At 70.1% G+C, this 13971-nt stretch carries 18 protein-coding genes; all 18 read right to left on the bottom strand.

Translation table 11 applies throughout. The features are described from left to right. The 18 genes from QM517_RS02235 to QM517_RS02150 all read right to left on the bottom strand — a co-directional run bounded on the left by QM517_RS02235 (window position 1) and on the right by QM517_RS02150 (window position 13971). Window positions 1–771, bottom strand: coding sequence for a phage tail domain-containing protein (locus QM517_RS02235; protein WP_283284872.1), 771 nt, complete (start codon window positions 769–771; stop codon window positions 1–3). Next, the gene (locus tag QM517_RS02230) at window positions 772–4242 is read right to left on the bottom strand and encodes a tape measure protein (RefSeq protein ID WP_283284870.1); all 3471 of its coding nucleotides are present in this window, start codon (window positions 4240–4242) and stop codon (window positions 772–774) included. Window positions 4243–4258: 16 nt separating this feature from the next. Continuing rightward, window positions 4259–4621, bottom strand: a complete 363-nt coding sequence (locus tag QM517_RS02225; protein WP_283284867.1) for a hypothetical protein — start codon at window positions 4619–4621, stop codon at window positions 4259–4261. Then, window positions 4618–5025 (bottom strand): hypothetical protein, encoded by a 408-nt coding sequence (locus tag QM517_RS02220; RefSeq protein ID WP_283284865.1) that lies wholly within the window; start codon window positions 5023–5025, stop codon window positions 4618–4620. Before QM517_RS02220 ends, QM517_RS02225 begins: the two co-directional genes overlap by 4 nt. An 84-nt stretch (window positions 5026–5109) precedes the next feature. Then, window positions 5110–5688 carry a hypothetical protein gene (locus QM517_RS02215; RefSeq protein WP_283284864.1) on the bottom strand — a complete coding sequence of 193 codons (579 nt, stop codon included), beginning with the start codon at window positions 5686–5688 and terminating at the stop codon, window positions 5110–5112. After that, the gene (locus QM517_RS02210; protein WP_283284862.1) at window positions 5685–6227 is read right to left on the bottom strand and encodes a hypothetical protein; all 543 of its coding nucleotides are present in this window, start codon (window positions 6225–6227) and stop codon (window positions 5685–5687) included. Before QM517_RS02210 ends, QM517_RS02215 begins: the two co-directional genes overlap by 4 nt. Then, complete coding sequence (locus QM517_RS02205) at window positions 6224–6517, bottom strand: hypothetical protein (RefSeq protein ID WP_283284860.1); 294 nt, start codon at window positions 6515–6517, stop codon at window positions 6224–6226. The genes QM517_RS02210 and QM517_RS02205 overlap by 4 nt, the downstream gene beginning before the upstream one ends. A 16-nt stretch (window positions 6518–6533) precedes the next feature. Then, complete coding sequence (locus tag QM517_RS02200; RefSeq protein ID WP_283284858.1) at window positions 6534–6881, bottom strand: head-tail adaptor protein; 348 nt, start codon at window positions 6879–6881, stop codon at window positions 6534–6536. Next, window positions 6878–7237 carry a hypothetical protein gene (locus QM517_RS02195; RefSeq protein ID WP_283284856.1) on the bottom strand — a complete coding sequence of 120 codons (360 nt, stop codon included), beginning with the start codon at window positions 7235–7237 and terminating at the stop codon, window positions 6878–6880. Before QM517_RS02195 ends, QM517_RS02200 begins: the two co-directional genes overlap by 4 nt. A gap of 20 nt (window positions 7238–7257) precedes the next feature. Continuing rightward, the gene (locus QM517_RS02190) at window positions 7258–7620 is read right to left on the bottom strand and encodes a hypothetical protein (RefSeq protein WP_283284854.1); all 363 of its coding nucleotides are present in this window, start codon (window positions 7618–7620) and stop codon (window positions 7258–7260) included. Then, window positions 7620–8537 (bottom strand): phage major capsid protein, encoded by a 918-nt coding sequence (locus QM517_RS02185; protein ID WP_283284852.1) that lies wholly within the window; start codon window positions 8535–8537, stop codon window positions 7620–7622. Before QM517_RS02185 ends, QM517_RS02190 begins: the two co-directional genes overlap by 1 nt. A gap of 11 nt (window positions 8538–8548) precedes the next feature. Further along, the gene (locus tag QM517_RS02180; protein WP_283284851.1) at window positions 8549–8914 is read right to left on the bottom strand and encodes a DUF2190 family protein; all 366 of its coding nucleotides are present in this window, start codon (window positions 8912–8914) and stop codon (window positions 8549–8551) included. 1 nt (window position 8915) lies between these two features. Then, window positions 8916–10166 (bottom strand): head maturation protease, ClpP-related, encoded by a 1251-nt coding sequence (locus tag QM517_RS02175; RefSeq protein ID WP_283284850.1) that lies wholly within the window; start codon window positions 10164–10166, stop codon window positions 8916–8918. Beyond that, window positions 10163–11455, bottom strand: a complete 1293-nt coding sequence (locus QM517_RS02170; RefSeq protein ID WP_283284848.1) for a phage portal protein family protein — start codon at window positions 11453–11455, stop codon at window positions 10163–10165. The genes QM517_RS02175 and QM517_RS02170 overlap by 4 nt, the downstream gene beginning before the upstream one ends. Window positions 11456–11468: 13 nt before the next feature. Continuing rightward, window positions 11469–13061, bottom strand: coding sequence for a hypothetical protein (locus QM517_RS02165; protein ID WP_283284846.1), 1593 nt, complete (start codon window positions 13059–13061; stop codon window positions 11469–11471). Continuing rightward, complete coding sequence (locus tag QM517_RS02160) at window positions 12991–13425, bottom strand: hypothetical protein (RefSeq protein WP_283284844.1); 435 nt, start codon at window positions 13423–13425, stop codon at window positions 12991–12993. The genes QM517_RS02165 and QM517_RS02160 overlap by 71 nt, the downstream gene beginning before the upstream one ends. A gap of 130 nt (window positions 13426–13555) precedes the next feature. Further along, the gene (locus QM517_RS02155; protein ID WP_283284843.1) at window positions 13556–13744 is read right to left on the bottom strand and encodes a hypothetical protein; all 189 of its coding nucleotides are present in this window, start codon (window positions 13742–13744) and stop codon (window positions 13556–13558) included. Continuing rightward, on the bottom strand, window positions 13741–13971 hold the full coding sequence (locus tag QM517_RS02150) for a hypothetical protein (protein ID WP_283284842.1): 231 nt from the start codon (window positions 13969–13971) through the stop codon (window positions 13741–13743). Before QM517_RS02150 ends, QM517_RS02155 begins: the two co-directional genes overlap by 4 nt.

Genomic DNA, 13971 nt, shown 5'->3' with positions numbered 1-13971 from the left:
TCAGACGTAGGTGTTCTGGATGAGCACGCGTCCCGGTGCAGAGAGGGTGTGCGGCCACCGCTTCTCGTCGGGCACCGCCCACGTCTGGCCTCGGCCGACCGATTCCATCCAGACGCCGTCACGCGTGACGCGTCCGTTGCGGAGGTCGATGCGGTGCAGGCCGCCCGGGGTCGCACCGTTCACCGAGAAGGTTCCGCCCGGCGAGCTGATCGCGTAGGAGCTCGGCGCGTCCGGGATCTCGATGACCGGATGGGCAGGGAAGTTCCCGTCGTGCTCGACCTCGATCGCCGTGGCGAGTCCCGCTCGAGGCAGGGTGTTGACCGTCTCGCCGTACCACCGCGGGTCAGCGGCGAGGAACTGCACCTGGAACGCTGCCCGCAGGAATCGGTGCCACCGCACGCCGGTGTCGGGCGCTTCGGCCGAGATCCGACGCACGGTCGCGGTGAGCATGAGGCGCTGGTGGTCGAACAGCAGCGGGAACCGTTCGCCGGTCGCGCCCCACCCACGAACCCGCATGGCGAACTTTCGCAGCTCGTCGAGGTCGTGGGCGATGATCCATCCGTCGACGGTCATCGTGCGAGCGGGCAGACGCACAGGCACGTCGTGCTCGCCGTGTGAGAGAGCCCGGGCGAGGGACTCCCGGCGTCCGGCCGGGAGCCCCTCGAACCCTTGCAGCCCATCCCGCTTGACGAACAGTCCCACAGGGGACGACGGCGTCGGCGTTCCGCGTACGGTTCGGCCGAGACCGATGATCGTCAGCGTGTTCCGCATTCAGCCACCTACCCTCCCTGCGACCGCCGCGAGGCGTTGCCCTGCCGCTTCGATCGCGTCTTCGGGGTCCATCTCCGCGAAGTGGTTGTTCTGGGTGATCGGCGCGACCGCCGCCCCCTCCGAACCGCCTGCGCGTCTGCCCGAGCCGTCGACCGTGAGGGTCGACGACACCTGACCGACCGCCGCCTGGACGCGAGCCGCCTCGGTCTGCGCCGCCGCGGCCATCGCCGCCGAGGCGCGCTCGATCTCATCTCGCCCGTCACCGATGCCTCGCGCCATCTGCCCGGAGATTGCGCCGCCGCCGGTGCGGAGCGCGTACCAACCGCGACCCGAGAGGGGTCCGCGCTTGGCCGGGGAGTGCGGGAAGAAGTCGCCGACGAAGTCCATGAGACCGCCGATGGCGTCGCCGACGAGCGGGATCGCATCGGAGATGCCCTGGATGAAGGCACCGATGATGGCTCCGCCCGCGTCGATCAGCGAGGGTATGAGCGCCAGCAGCGCGTCGACCATCTCCGGGCCCATCGAGGTGAGCGTGTCCTTCAGCTGCGGCAGGATCTCGGGGATCGCGGTGACCAACGACTTGAACAGCTCGATGCCCGCCGTCAGGAGCGTCGGGATCAGGCTGATCAGGGTCGTGATGATCTGCGGGAGCATCCCGACGATCGCGACGAGCAGCTGCGGGATGACCGTCAGCAGGCCGATCACGAGCTGCAGGAACAGGTCGATGACCGTTCCCAGCAGCGTCGGGATCATCCCGATGATGGTCGTCAGCAGTGTCGGCAGCAGCCCGACCAGGGTGGTGAGCAGCTGCGGGATGACCTGCACAAGGCCGAGCACCAGCTGCAGGAACAGGGTGATCGCGCCTTGCAGCAGCGCCGGGAGCATCGTCAGCAGGGCCGAGAGGATCGCCGGGAGCGCGCCGATGATCGCCGCGAGCAGCTTGGGCAGGATGGTGACGACGGCCTGCACAAGGCCGAGGAACAGCTGCACGGCGCCCTCGATGAGCGTCGGCAGCATCCCCACCAGCGCGAGCACCAGCTGCGTGACGAGCGTCACGATTCCGAGCACGACCAGCGGCAGCGCCTGGGAGAGGCCCTGCACGAGCGCGCCCACGAGCTGCAGCGCCGCGTCGACGATCATCGGCAGGTTGGTGACGATCGCGCCGATGAGTCCCTGCACCAGCGCGATCGCGCCGTTGACGACGACCGGCAGCGCGGTGATGATCCCCGCCACGAGGGCCTGGACGATCTGCACGGCAGCGCCGAGCAGCGCAGGCACCTGACCGAGGATCGAGCTGACCAGCTGCGGGACGAACGTCGCGACCTGCTCGACGAGACCCGGCAGCGCCGCGACGACCGAATCGACGACCTGGGTGATCGAACCGACCAGGCCGGACATGTCGGCACCGCTGAGCGCGAACCCGGCGAACGCGGCGGCCGCGATGCCGAGCGGCCCACCGAGCAGCCCCAGCGCCCCAGTGAGTCCGGGGATGAGCGCGGTCAGCAGCGGAATGCGCGCGAGCAGTGTCCCGAGTCCCCCGGCCCCGAGCGCCGCAAATACGCCGACGAGCGGTCCGACGATGCCCTGCAGGCCCTCGAGCGCGCCCGAGAAGATCGACGCGCCCTCGCCGATGCGGTTGAGGTACTCGGTGACCTTGTCGAAGGCGGGTCCGAGGAACTTCAGCAGCACGCCGCCGAGATCCTTGGCCCGTTGCTCGATGGGGCCGAGCGCGGACGTCGCCGCCTGGATGAGCGGCCCGATCTTGCCGTAGATCGGTTCGAGAGCGTTCGCGCCGATGCGGCCGAGAGAGGCGAGGAAGTTCTTCGCCGCCCCGGGGACGGTCTTGCCCATCTCGTCGGCGACGGTTCCGGCCGCGGCGGTGGCCGCCTTCGAGAACGTCTCGAAGTCGACCTTCCCCTCGGAGGCCATCTTGAACACTTCGCCGGCGGTCACGCCCATCTGGTCGGCGAGTGCCTGATAGATGGGGATGCCGCGGTCGGCGAGCTGGGCGATGACGTCGTTCTGCACGCCGTTGGCCTGGGTGGCGGCCTTGTTGAAGATCGACCCCATCTCCTCCATGGAGATGCCCGCCGCGCTGGCGTTGTTCGCGATCGACTTCAGGTGACCCTGCAGCGCCTCGCCCGGCTTGATGCCCGCGGCGACCGCGGACGCGGCGACGGTGGCCGCCTCGCCGAGACCGAACGCCGTTCCCCTCACCGAGGCGAGGGCGTCGCCCATGATCGTCTGCACGGTGCCGGCGTCGTTTCCGAGGCCGGTGAGCTTCGCCCGGGCGGTGTCGATCGCGTTCAGTCGGGCGAAGCCCTTGCCGAACGCGACGCCGATGCCTGCGGCGGCGACGGTGACCGCTCCGGTCGCGGCCGACTGGATGCCGGAGGAAAGCGCGGATCCGGCCACGCGCGCGGCGTTGGACGCCGCCGAGACGATGGGTGCGAATGCGGACGACGCCGCCGACCCGAGACCGGACAGGCCCGAGCGGAACCGGCTGACCAGCTCCGCCGCGGCGGGCCCGGCGACCGCGGCCGCCTTCGACAGCGCCGCACGCACCTGGGTGGTGACGGGGCTGAGGTAGGACGCGACCTGCGAGCCGAGACGCACGAACGGCGATGCGAGACGGGTGGCGACGGCGGCGGCGTACTGCGTGTACGGGGCGATCGCGCCGCGCACGGTCGCGCCTACGCTGGACGCCCACGCGCGGGTCGCGGAGGCCGCGCGCGCGAGGTGCCCGCCGATCATCGTCGCGAGCGACGCGAACGCGGCGGCAGCCTGCTGCGCCCCGGCGCGCGCCAGCCGCCCGAGGTAGGTGAACCCCGTGACGTCCAGCAGCGCGCGGGTGAGCCCGCCGAGGGATCCGGCGAGACCGGTGAAGGCGGACTGCGCTGCGCGCGCGTCGGTGAAGCCGGATCGGAAGTTGTTGAGCAGCTGGCGGACGCCGCCGGAGCCCGCGATTGCGGAGGCGGCGACCGATGTCTGCGCCGACCGCAGCGCTTCCTGCGCGGCGGCGAGGCGGGCGCTCGCGTCTGTGACACCTTCGATGGCGCCGCGCTGCGTACGTCGTGCGCTGGCGAGGCGCTCCTCGGCGGCGATGGCCTGCGAGGATGCCGCGCCGCTCTTGGCGATCGCCTCTTGCAGGCGCGCCTCGGCGACGCGCACACGGCCGGCGTCGTCCTGCTGGCGCAGACGCGCCTTGGCGAGAGCCGACGACGCCGAGGCGACCTCGCCGGTGAGCTTGCCGAGCTCGGCTGCCCCGAGGTCACCCGCGGCCTGCGAGAGGGAGGCCTTCAGATCGCGTCCCACGGTGCGCCCGGCGGTGGTGCCTGCGCCCTTGAATCCTCGATCGAAGGTCTTCGCGCCGGCGGCGCCAGCCTCCTGCGTGCCGCGGGTGACGCGGGACTTGAACCCGGTCATGACCGGGAAGATGCTGACGTGACCGGAGCCGACCTCGGACGACATGGCACCTCCCCCGGTCTCAGCTGAAGACGATGTCGTCCTCGAGTTCGGCCTGCGCTTCTGCGATCTCGGCAGCCGAAGCGTTAGAGACCGCTCCGCGCGGGTTCTTCATGACCCACGGCATGACCTTCTGCGACGCCTTGCGGTCGCCGATGGTCGCGATCATGGTGATCAGCTCGCGGAGGTTCGCCGGGTACGCCCAGCCCGCCAGCTCGGCGCCCAGGGCGGTGCCGGTGTCGGACGCGGCCTCGACGAGCAGCGTGTGAGCTTCTCCCCAGGTGAGGCCGCCGCCCAGGTCCGAGATGCCGACTCCGAACGTCTCGCGCAGCGTGCGCGCGACCGGTCCGCGGTGGTCTCGGATGAGCCGGGCGACGGCGATCATTCCGGGCGGGTGGCTCCCTGAATGCGCTGGACGACGTTGAAGTACTTCATCGCCATCTGCGAGACGTCCGCGATGTCCTGGCGGCTGAGCGCCTTGACGTTCTCGGCGCCACCGACGACCTCGATGAGCGAGCGGAACTGGTCGATCTCGTTGTCGTACTCGGCCTGCAGCGCGTCGACGTCGTCGAGACTGAGGGCGAGGGTGGCCTTGACGATCGTGCCGTCGAAGAACTTCCCGACGAAGGACCGCTCGACGATGATGTACTTCACCTCCGGCGCGATCGCTTCGATCGCCGCGGTCTCGGCATCCTCGGTCCAGCTGTCGAAGTCGTAGACGGCTTCCTCAGCGTCCTCGGGCGCGGCCGCGGGGGCGGGCTTGGGCTTGGGGGTGGTGCGTGCGGCCATGGTGGCCCTCCTTCATCGGGGTTCTCGGGTTCGGGTTTGGGACCGGCCGGGGTGACCCGATAGCACCCCGGCCGGTCGTCTGTGTCAGGGCGTGACGGCGCCCGGAACGTCGGGGCCCCACTGCCAGTAGGGGGCGCCGTTGAACAGCTCGTCCTCTTCCCAGGTGAAGGTGACGTTGGCGCCCTCGACCGAGCCGCGCTCGGACTGGTCGAGCTCGACGGCGGTGACGGATGCCGCGCCCTCCTGGCGCTTCTCCTTCTTGTTGCGGTACTTCGTGACCACGAAGAGGATGAAGCGGTTGTCGGGCAGCGACGACGACACCTCGATGACGCCGTTCTCGTCGGGCTCCTTGCCCTCGATGAGCGCGCGCACGGCGGGGTTGTCCTCGGCGAGGCCGATGGTCACCGATCGGGTGCCCTCGCCGGCGAGCGAGTAGCCCTTCTGGTAGAACTCGACGCGGTCGCCGGTCTCCCACGACGGCGACGGGCCGCCGTCCTGCTTGTACAGACCGAGGCGACGGAACGCCTCGGGCAGCACGATGGGCTTGGCGCCGAGTTCGGCCTTCTCGATGATGTTGGCCGCGAGCAGCGGCGCGAACGCGGCGAGACCGGTGGTGGGGACGCCGACGGCGTCGAGGTCGTTGCCCTGCTGGTCAGCAGTCATGAGCGGGTTACTCCTTCTCCCGCTGCGCGGGCTTCGTAGGGGTGGGCGTCGGGGGCGGCGGTCTCGCCGTCCTCGGAGACCGCGGCCGCGGTGGCCGCGGGGTCTGTGGGCGCGGGGCTCGGCCAGGAGCCGGTCGCGACGTACTGCGCCGTGAGGTACATGCGGGTCACGTCGAGCACCTCGGCGGCGTTGGTGGGGCCGTTGCATCCGTCGAACTCGACCGACGCAATCGGGCTGCCCTCGACCTCCGGCAGCTCGTCGTCGTGGAGGACGCTCGCCAGCCACGACGCGAGCTCGATCGCGGGGGCGTCGTGGCGCTTGGACCCGGCGAGTACCGACGCGCCGATCGACCGATCGAACGTCGTCCAGTCCAGCCGCGGACCGCCGTCGTCGCGAAGAACGATCAGCGGCCGCCGCAGGGGCAGCTCGAGGTCGGCCGGCTCCTTATTCGTCACGTCGACGTCGATCTGCTCGGCCGCGGCGAGGCGGCGCACATGGCCGGTGAGGAAGAGCACGACGTTGGGCGGGATGACCCTCACTGCTTCGCAGCTTTCAGCGCGCGCGCGAGGTTGCCGGTCTTAGCTTCGACGAGGAGGGTCTTGTCGTCGGAGCCGACGACTCGGACGGTGCGGCGGTAGCGGGACTGCCGGTGCTCGATGTGCAGCCCGTCGCGGTACTGCTCGGTCTCGCCGACTGGCGCGTTCGCGCGGGCGTTCGCGAGGGCGCGATCGCCGGCGGCGTCGGTGAGGCGTTCCACGCCCGGCTGGCGGAGCGCGGTCGCGAAGAATTCGGGGTTGAAGGTGACGTCGGTCTGTCCTCGGCGGGGCATCGCGTCTCCTCTCGGATCAGCCGACCGAGCGGGTCAGCGGGATCTCGCGTGTCGGCGTCCAGCCGGTGAACGGGTTGGTGTCGGCGGCGGGGATACCGTCGATGGTGTAGACCGTGTCGCCGTCGCGGATGCGATCACCAGCGCGCACATCGAAGTCCGGGGGGCAGAACAGCGACTTCGCTTCGAGCGCCTGGACGCGGTTCGCGGTCGAGGTCAGCGACGTCGAGGACTGGGCGACGAACGCGCGCGGGATCTCGACCTCATCGGGATCAGACCAGTCAGCGGCGATGTCCTTGTCGGCGTACTCGTCGCGGACGGTCTTCGCGCGCTGTCGGTAGACCTTTCGGCCGTGGGGGAATCTCATGCGTAGTGCTCCGGCCAGAGGCGCTGCAGCGGTCGATCCGTAGGGAAGCTGCCGCGAGGGGCAGCGTTCGCCTTGCGGGCCGCGCAGATGGCGCGCAGAGCGCGCGTGGGCTGCCCCTCGAAGGCGGAAGCGATGTCGGCGTAGTCGACGCTGGCGGAGCCGATGCGCTGACCCTTCACCAGGCGAGAGCCTCGATCGAGGGTGTCTCGATAAACGCGCCGGATGATCGCGAGCGCGTTCTTCTGTTGCTCGCTGTCAGTCGCCAGCGAGGACAGGCAGGGGGCGATGTCGTGCGCGACGACGAGCACCTCGCGGGCGAGGTCTTCGTCGTCTCCGAGCTGGTCGTGCGTGATCACGTCACCGCCCCCTTCCTGGGTTACTTCTTGGGCTTGCCGACCAGGCCGACGGACTGGGCGTGCTTGATGCCCTCGGCGGTGAACTCCTCGCCCACCGGGGTGCCGCGGTACACGTACCGCTCGCCGCCTGCCTTGAGCGGCAGGACCGCCACCGGGCCGATGACCTGCAGCGTGTTCGCTGCCTCCTCGGCCGCCGCGAGGCGCAGGGCCTCGGCGGCCTCGGCCTCGCGCGCTGCTTCGGCGGTGGCGGCTTCGCGCGCGGCCTGCTCGGCCGCGGCCTTCTCGGCGGCAGCCTTCTGCTCGGCCGCGGCCTTCTCGGCGGCAGCCTTCTGCTCGGCCGCGGCCTTCTGCTCCGCGCTCTGCGCGGTCTGCTGGCCGGCCATCAGAGACCCGTGTCCGTCAGCTGCACGCCGGCGAGGGGCTCGGTGACGACGGGGACCGTGACGCGGCGGCCGCGGAGCTTGTAGCCCTCGGCGTCGTCGTCGCGGATCGTCTTCACCTCGACGCCGAAGTCGCCGGCCGAGGCGTAGCCGGGGCCGCCGAGCTTCTCGTCGGCCATGCCGCCGAGGTTGTCGCGGTCCACCAGCAGCGGGTTCGCGCCCTGGAAGTGCGGCGTGGTGGCCCAGGTGAGGCCGAGAGCGTCGACGGGCAGGCTGCCCTGGATCGCCGTGGCGCCGGACTCACGCGGGAGCGCCTTGTCGTCGATCAGCATGGCGATGACCTTGGCGTACTGCGCGGGGCGCAGCACGACCGTGTCGAGCTCGAAGCCGAGGCCCAGCTCGGCTCGCTCAGCCTGGATGGTCAGGATCGCCTCGACGGCAGATCCGGCGGTCGTCCAGGCGGCCTCCGAGGCGAAGGTGCTCGACACCCGGGACGCGATGACGGCCATGGTGACCGAGTCGACGAACCGGACGATCGTGTTGGAGACGCGCTGGATGCCGCGATCGACGGGAACGCGGCCCTGGCGGGCAATCTTCTCGTCGGCGACGATCGTGTCGAGGCCCCACTTGTCGGTCTTGGCCGAGGCGACCGTGCCGTCTTCGAGCACGACGAGGGGGTACTCGCCGAGGGGCTCGATCGCTTCCGGCTCGCCGTTGGCGAAGACCGGCTCGCCGGTCTCGTAGAAGATGCCACCGCCGGTCGCGTCGAAGCGCGCCGGGAGCAGGTAGTCCGCGATGAACTTCATCTTCGTGATGTCCGCGACGCGGCGGGCGATCAGGCGGGGGTTGGAGAGCAGCAGGTGCAGCTGCTCGGTGGTGAGCGCCCCCGTGGGGTGCTTCACCGGGTAGGTGTAGGACACGTCATCTCCTCTCAGATGAACAGGACGTCGATGACGTCGTTGTCGGCGGCCGCGGCCTCGAGGGCGAGGCCGATGGGGTTGGTGGTGGCGCCGATGGTCTGCACCTTCCCCGCGGCGGCCGCGGAGACCTTGACGCCCGCGACGATGGCGCCGCTGGCGGTGAGCTGCTGCACGCCGCCCGCGCGGGTGAAGACGGTGACCCGCTCCCCCGCCTTGGCGTCGCGGCTTGCGACGCCGACGACGGCAGCGGAATCCGCCCCGGCCGGGCCGACGGTGCGGTTGCCGGTGATCGCCACGAGGCGACCGCCGGTCACGTCGGCGGAGGCGGTGAACGTGACCGCCTGGCCGGGCTTGAACTTGGGCAGGTAGTCGACCACGTCAGTCCTCCTTCTCGTCGCCGACGAACGCGGCGTACAGGGCGTCGTCGGCGCTGGTGAGCGAGTCGGAGTGGCCGATCTCGTTCACAGCGACGGCGCCGTTCTCGGGGAGCGAGGCGAGCACGCTGGCGTACTCCTTCTCGTCCTTGTCCAGGCGCGCGCGCCAGTCGGCCTTCGACTTGGCCGTGATGCGCCCCGTGCGCAGCGCGTCCGCGACGATGCCATCGCGACGGGTGCTGTCCTGCTCGGCGCGGGCCTCGGCGCCGCGGCGCGCGTTGGCCTGGGTCTCCTCCCAGACGGTCGCGTCGACGGTCACGGTGCCCTCAGCGGCCGTGCTGGTGCTGGTGTTCTCGGCCTGCTCTTCGAGCGCCTCGTCGAGAGCTGCGAGCAGCTCGTCGTCGGTGGCGTCGGCATCGGTCACACCGAGCCGCTCGCGAAGACCAGCCGTCAGATCGCTGTAAGCCACAGCGTTCTCCTTTCGGTTGGGGTCACCCGGCTCGGTCGAGCTCGGGAGTGTGGGGGCCGCGGCGCGCGCCTGCGCTGCCGGGCGGGGAGGGATGAAGGGGGCGGATGCGGCCTCGCGGCCGGGGTGACGCCATCCGAATGCCCGCGCCGCGTCGGCGATGGGAATGACGTTGAGCGCTGCGCTTTCGTCGTCGTCCTCGGCTCCCGCGTGGATGGTCGCGACGCGGTCAGCGAGGCCCGCCTCGACGGCTTCCTCGGCCGTGTACCACGTCTCCTCGACCATCGCCGCGCGCCAGCTGTCGGCGTCTCCGCCGGCGCGCTGCGCGTACAGACCGGCGAGTGTCTGCGACAGCTTGTCGAGCCGCTCCGCGGTCTTCTGGATCGTCGATGCCTGTCCCCAGGTGATCGACCAGGCGTCGTGAATCATCAGGCGCGAGCCTGCGCCCATGACGATCTCGTCTGCTCCGAGGATGACGATGGATGCCGCGGAGGCGGCCAGTCCGTCGACGTACGCGGTGACCTTCGCGCTGTTGCGAGCGAGGGCGTTCATGATCGCCACGCCGTCGTCGGCGATGCCGCCGGGCGAGTTCACGTACATGGTGATCTCGTCGACGTCGATGCCGTCGAGTTCGCGCACGAGGCTGGGCGAAGAGACGTCGTCCCACCATTCGGAGCTGCCGATCGAACCGTAGACGTGCAGGACGGCGGATCGCGCGCCTTCCTCCTGCTGCAGCCGGAACCAGTCGCGGCCGGCGAGCAGATCGCCGATGTTCGGTGTCGTGGTCATGCGGCTGCCTCCTCGGCTTCGGTTTCTGCGGCGTCGACGGTTTCTCCGGCGAGCAGCGCCTCGACGGGCAGTCCCCATCGGTCGCGCACGTAGGCGCGAAGTGGCTCGTCGACGATGAGCGCGCGGCACTCGATGAGCGCCTTCAGCACCTCGGCGGTGATCTGCTGCCGTTCCCCGATCGGCGCGGGCACGAGTCGGGGCGCGGGCTCTTCGGGGCCCCAGTTGAGATCGACGATGTCTTCGATGACGTGCTGATCGATGACGTCGGCGACGTCCTCGGCGATCGTGTTCAGCGAGTCGGTGAAGAACGATCCGAGAACGTCACTCAGGGCGTAGGAACCCTTCGAGTTGTTGCCGCCGAGGTTGAGGAAGTTGGCCAGCACCGCGCGCGCGATCTGCTCGTCGTAGTAGCGAATCGCCTGATCGGTGTCGGGCAGCTTCCCGGTGACGCCGACGAACTTGAGGTCGGCGCCGTACGGCAAGCTGACCCCGGCGGCGTCGCCCGCGCGCGCCTGCTTGGCGATGTCCTCGCCGTTCTTGATCTGCTCGTCGAGCCACTCCACGGCCTTGTCGAAGTCGTCGCTCTCCGGCGGTTCAGCGGAGATGACGACGGGCAGGCCGAGGCCGTTGCGCTCGGCCGTCAGAGCCTGGATGCGGAGCACGCGGTCCTTGAGCACGAACATCTTGTAGGCCGCTCGCAGCAGCGACTCGCCGACCCAGTTGGCGCCTTCCCGCTCGTGAACGAATGCCACGAGACGGTCGACCGGGATGCGCACGTCGGGCGCGCCGGCGGTGCCGTGCTGCTTGACCGCGATCAGGCCGCCATCCTTCGCCACCTCGAAGTCGGCGATCGTGCGCGGCGGACGCCAGGCGAGCTTGTGGACGTGAGCGAGGCCGGAGGCGTCGATCGTGTAGACCTGCTCGAAGATGCTGTGTCCGTAGACCAGTTGGAGCAGGGCCAGGCGCAGGAACTGCTTGAACGAGAACCGGCCCTTGCGGCGCCGCGGCGCAACGTACGGCTTGCCTTTGATGCCGACGCCGAGATCCCGCGCGATGTGCTCGGTGACCTCGTCGCGGCATCCGCTTCCGTCCAGAACCCATTCCGTGCGGAGAATGGGCAGGGTGACTGCTCGCAGCACCGACTTGACCTGCGGGTCTTCGCGGCGCATCCGATCGAACACGTCGATCGAGTTCGGCCACTGCATGTCGGGGTTCTTCTCCCCGACCCAGGCCAGCAGCGTTCCCCAGGTGACGACGCCGGGGTCCGCCTGATATCCGATCTCGGGCAAGGCGGCCCCCCTTTCAGAATTGGAACGTGGCGAGGTTGACCTCGTCGCGGCCGACGGCCTCGCGTCGGATGACCCGTGCCGCAGGCGGCGGCGGGGTTCGCTTCTTCGGTGAGGCTTCGGACTTGAGCACGCCCCACAGCGCCCAGGTCACGGCCTGGGCGATGGTGACGGGCTTCGTCGGGTCGGACTGCTCCCAGGTCATGCCGGAGCGGCCGATGTTGCGTGTCGTCGCGAACTCGAGCGACTTGGTCACCTCGGCCTGGTCGCGATGGGGCACCATTCCGGCGTTCACCCACTCGATGAACAGCGCGTGCGCGGCGGCGATCTCGTCGAGATTCATGACGAGGTACTTGACCTTCGCGGCATCCAGCGCCGAGATGACGGGGGCGGCGTTCTTCGCGTCGAGCACCAGCGTGGGGTTCCCGAGCTCGGCCTTCAGCTGCTTGATCATCGGGGCGATCCACATGGTGCCGGCGGCCGAATGGTGGTGCTCGACGGCGATGCTGTCGGTGTCGACGCGCACGGCCTTGCCGATCGTGGCGGCACCTCCGCCGCGGGTGAGCGCGAGAGCGAGGACGATGCCGTCGCCGGTCACACCGGCGTCGGCGCGCGCGTGCCGCTTCCACACGGCAAGGTCGAGATCCGACAGGGCCTCGACGACCTCGGCGCGACGGGAGGGCCAGATGGAGAGCCGCTGGCGGGCGAACGCTTCGGGGCTGGTCTGGCCCATGCGATCCCAGTCGTCCTGCACGGTCTTCCACGCGAGGCGGATGCCGAGACCGGGGTTCGCCTCGCGCCACACCTGCGGGCTGCTGAGGTCGATCTTCGCGGCGGTGTCGGGGTCGTCGGAACCGACGGGGGTGTGCTCGATCCAGCCGGTGCGCTCGAACCCTCCCGCGCGGCCGCGATCGCGCAGCCCCTCGAAGTACTCGCCGTCCTGGTCTTCTTTCGGCACGGTGCCGGTGAACAGCACCTGCTTGTTCGGGCTGGCGTCGGTGGTCGGCAGTAGCGCCTCGAGGATGGTCAGCGGGGAGTGCTGGGCCTCGTCGACGATCAGGACGTCGAAGGACAGGCCGACGCCGGCGGAGCCGGTGCGGGTGAAGAAGACGAGGCGGTTCCCGTTTTTCAGCTCGATCGACCAGTTGCCGTTGCCGGTGCTGATCCCGGTGACTCCCTGGGCGGTCTGCTTGCCGCCGCCGACCAGCTCGGCGCGCAGGGCGGGCGAGGCGAGGATGGCGCGGCGTGCGCGGCGGAATGCCTCGCGGGCGGTGACGCCTTCATGTGCGGTGTGCCCGATGAGCTTCGGGGCGCCGTCGGCGCGCGGCCAGAGGTAGAGGTGGGCAAGTTCGTAGGGCAGCAGGATGCCGCCCTTGCCCTGCTGGCGGGAGACGAGTTCGCCGAACTCAGTTGCCGCCCACTGCCCGTCTTCGTCGATCGAGGTGATCGCGTCGAGGCTGCCCTCTTGCCACGGGTCCGGGACGATGCCGGCCAGGTCGCAGATGTCGAAGACGTCGTCGACGAGGCTGCCGACGCGGCTAAGCGGGAGCGTCCTTACGCGCGGCTCTTGCAGCCCGAGCTGATCGAGCTGCTTCGAGTTGGTCGGCAAGGCTCAGCTCCTTCGGCGGCTCCGCGGGGCCGCGCACGGCCTCGACAGCGGCGCGGAACTCGCGAGCGATCGGAGCGAGCTTGGTGGGGTCGTCCTTCGCGATCTTCTTGAACGCGCTGCGCAGTCCGCTGACGATCAGGGCGAGATCGTCGAGGTCGTCTTGCTCGGGCTCTTCGCTCTCGTCGGTGGGGGTTTCGGGTGCGGTCGCGACGAACGTCGGCCGCGGTGTGTCAGCTGGTGAGCGTCGATCGCCTCGGCGGGCCGCGGCGTGCGCGTCACGGCAGGCGTCGTCGACCGTTTCGCCGTTGCGCAGGTGCCGCCGGTAGGCCGCATCCGTGCCGCAGGGGGCCTTGGGCTTACCCACATCGCACCACCTCTCCCGAATCCCCCACATTCGTCGAATCACACACGGAGAGAAGCGCCAGGACCGCGCGGGAAGTGGGCAGCTGAGGGGCGACCCTGGATTTTCCGGGGGCCGCCCCCTGGGGGGGCTGTCAGCGGTCGCGGCGGGTTAGGTCGACCCACAGGGCCAGCAGAGCGTCCCAGGCTGCGACGCGGGCTTCTGCGCGTCGTGCGCGGGTCTCCTGCTTCGGGTCGTACCGGTGCACGGGCACACGGGCGACGGCCTGCCACCAGGCGTCACCTGCGGCGTCACGTCGGCGCACCAGGAAGCGAGTGATCATCGGTCGTCCTCGGCGTCGTCATCGCGCGCGGTCCAGGCCATCCATGCGACGCGCAGGAAGGCGAGGGCGAGACGACGGCGGAAGCGGCGCGAGTTGCCCTGCACGACGGTCTTGCCGTCACGGGTGCTCGCGGTCAGCTCGAAGTCGATGCGTGCGACCTCGCTCGGTTCGGCGTCACCGATGCCGACCATGATGCGCGTGGGCACGTTTCCGAAGTGCACGGCCAT

Origin of the sequence: Microbacterium sp. IEGM 1404 (genome assembly GCF_030056775.1) — a bacterium.
Taxonomy (GTDB): Bacteria; Actinomycetota; Actinomycetes; order Actinomycetales; family Microbacteriaceae; genus Microbacterium.
Note: the sequence above shows the minus strand (reverse complement) of the source record. Positions and strands in the feature narration are given on the sequence as shown.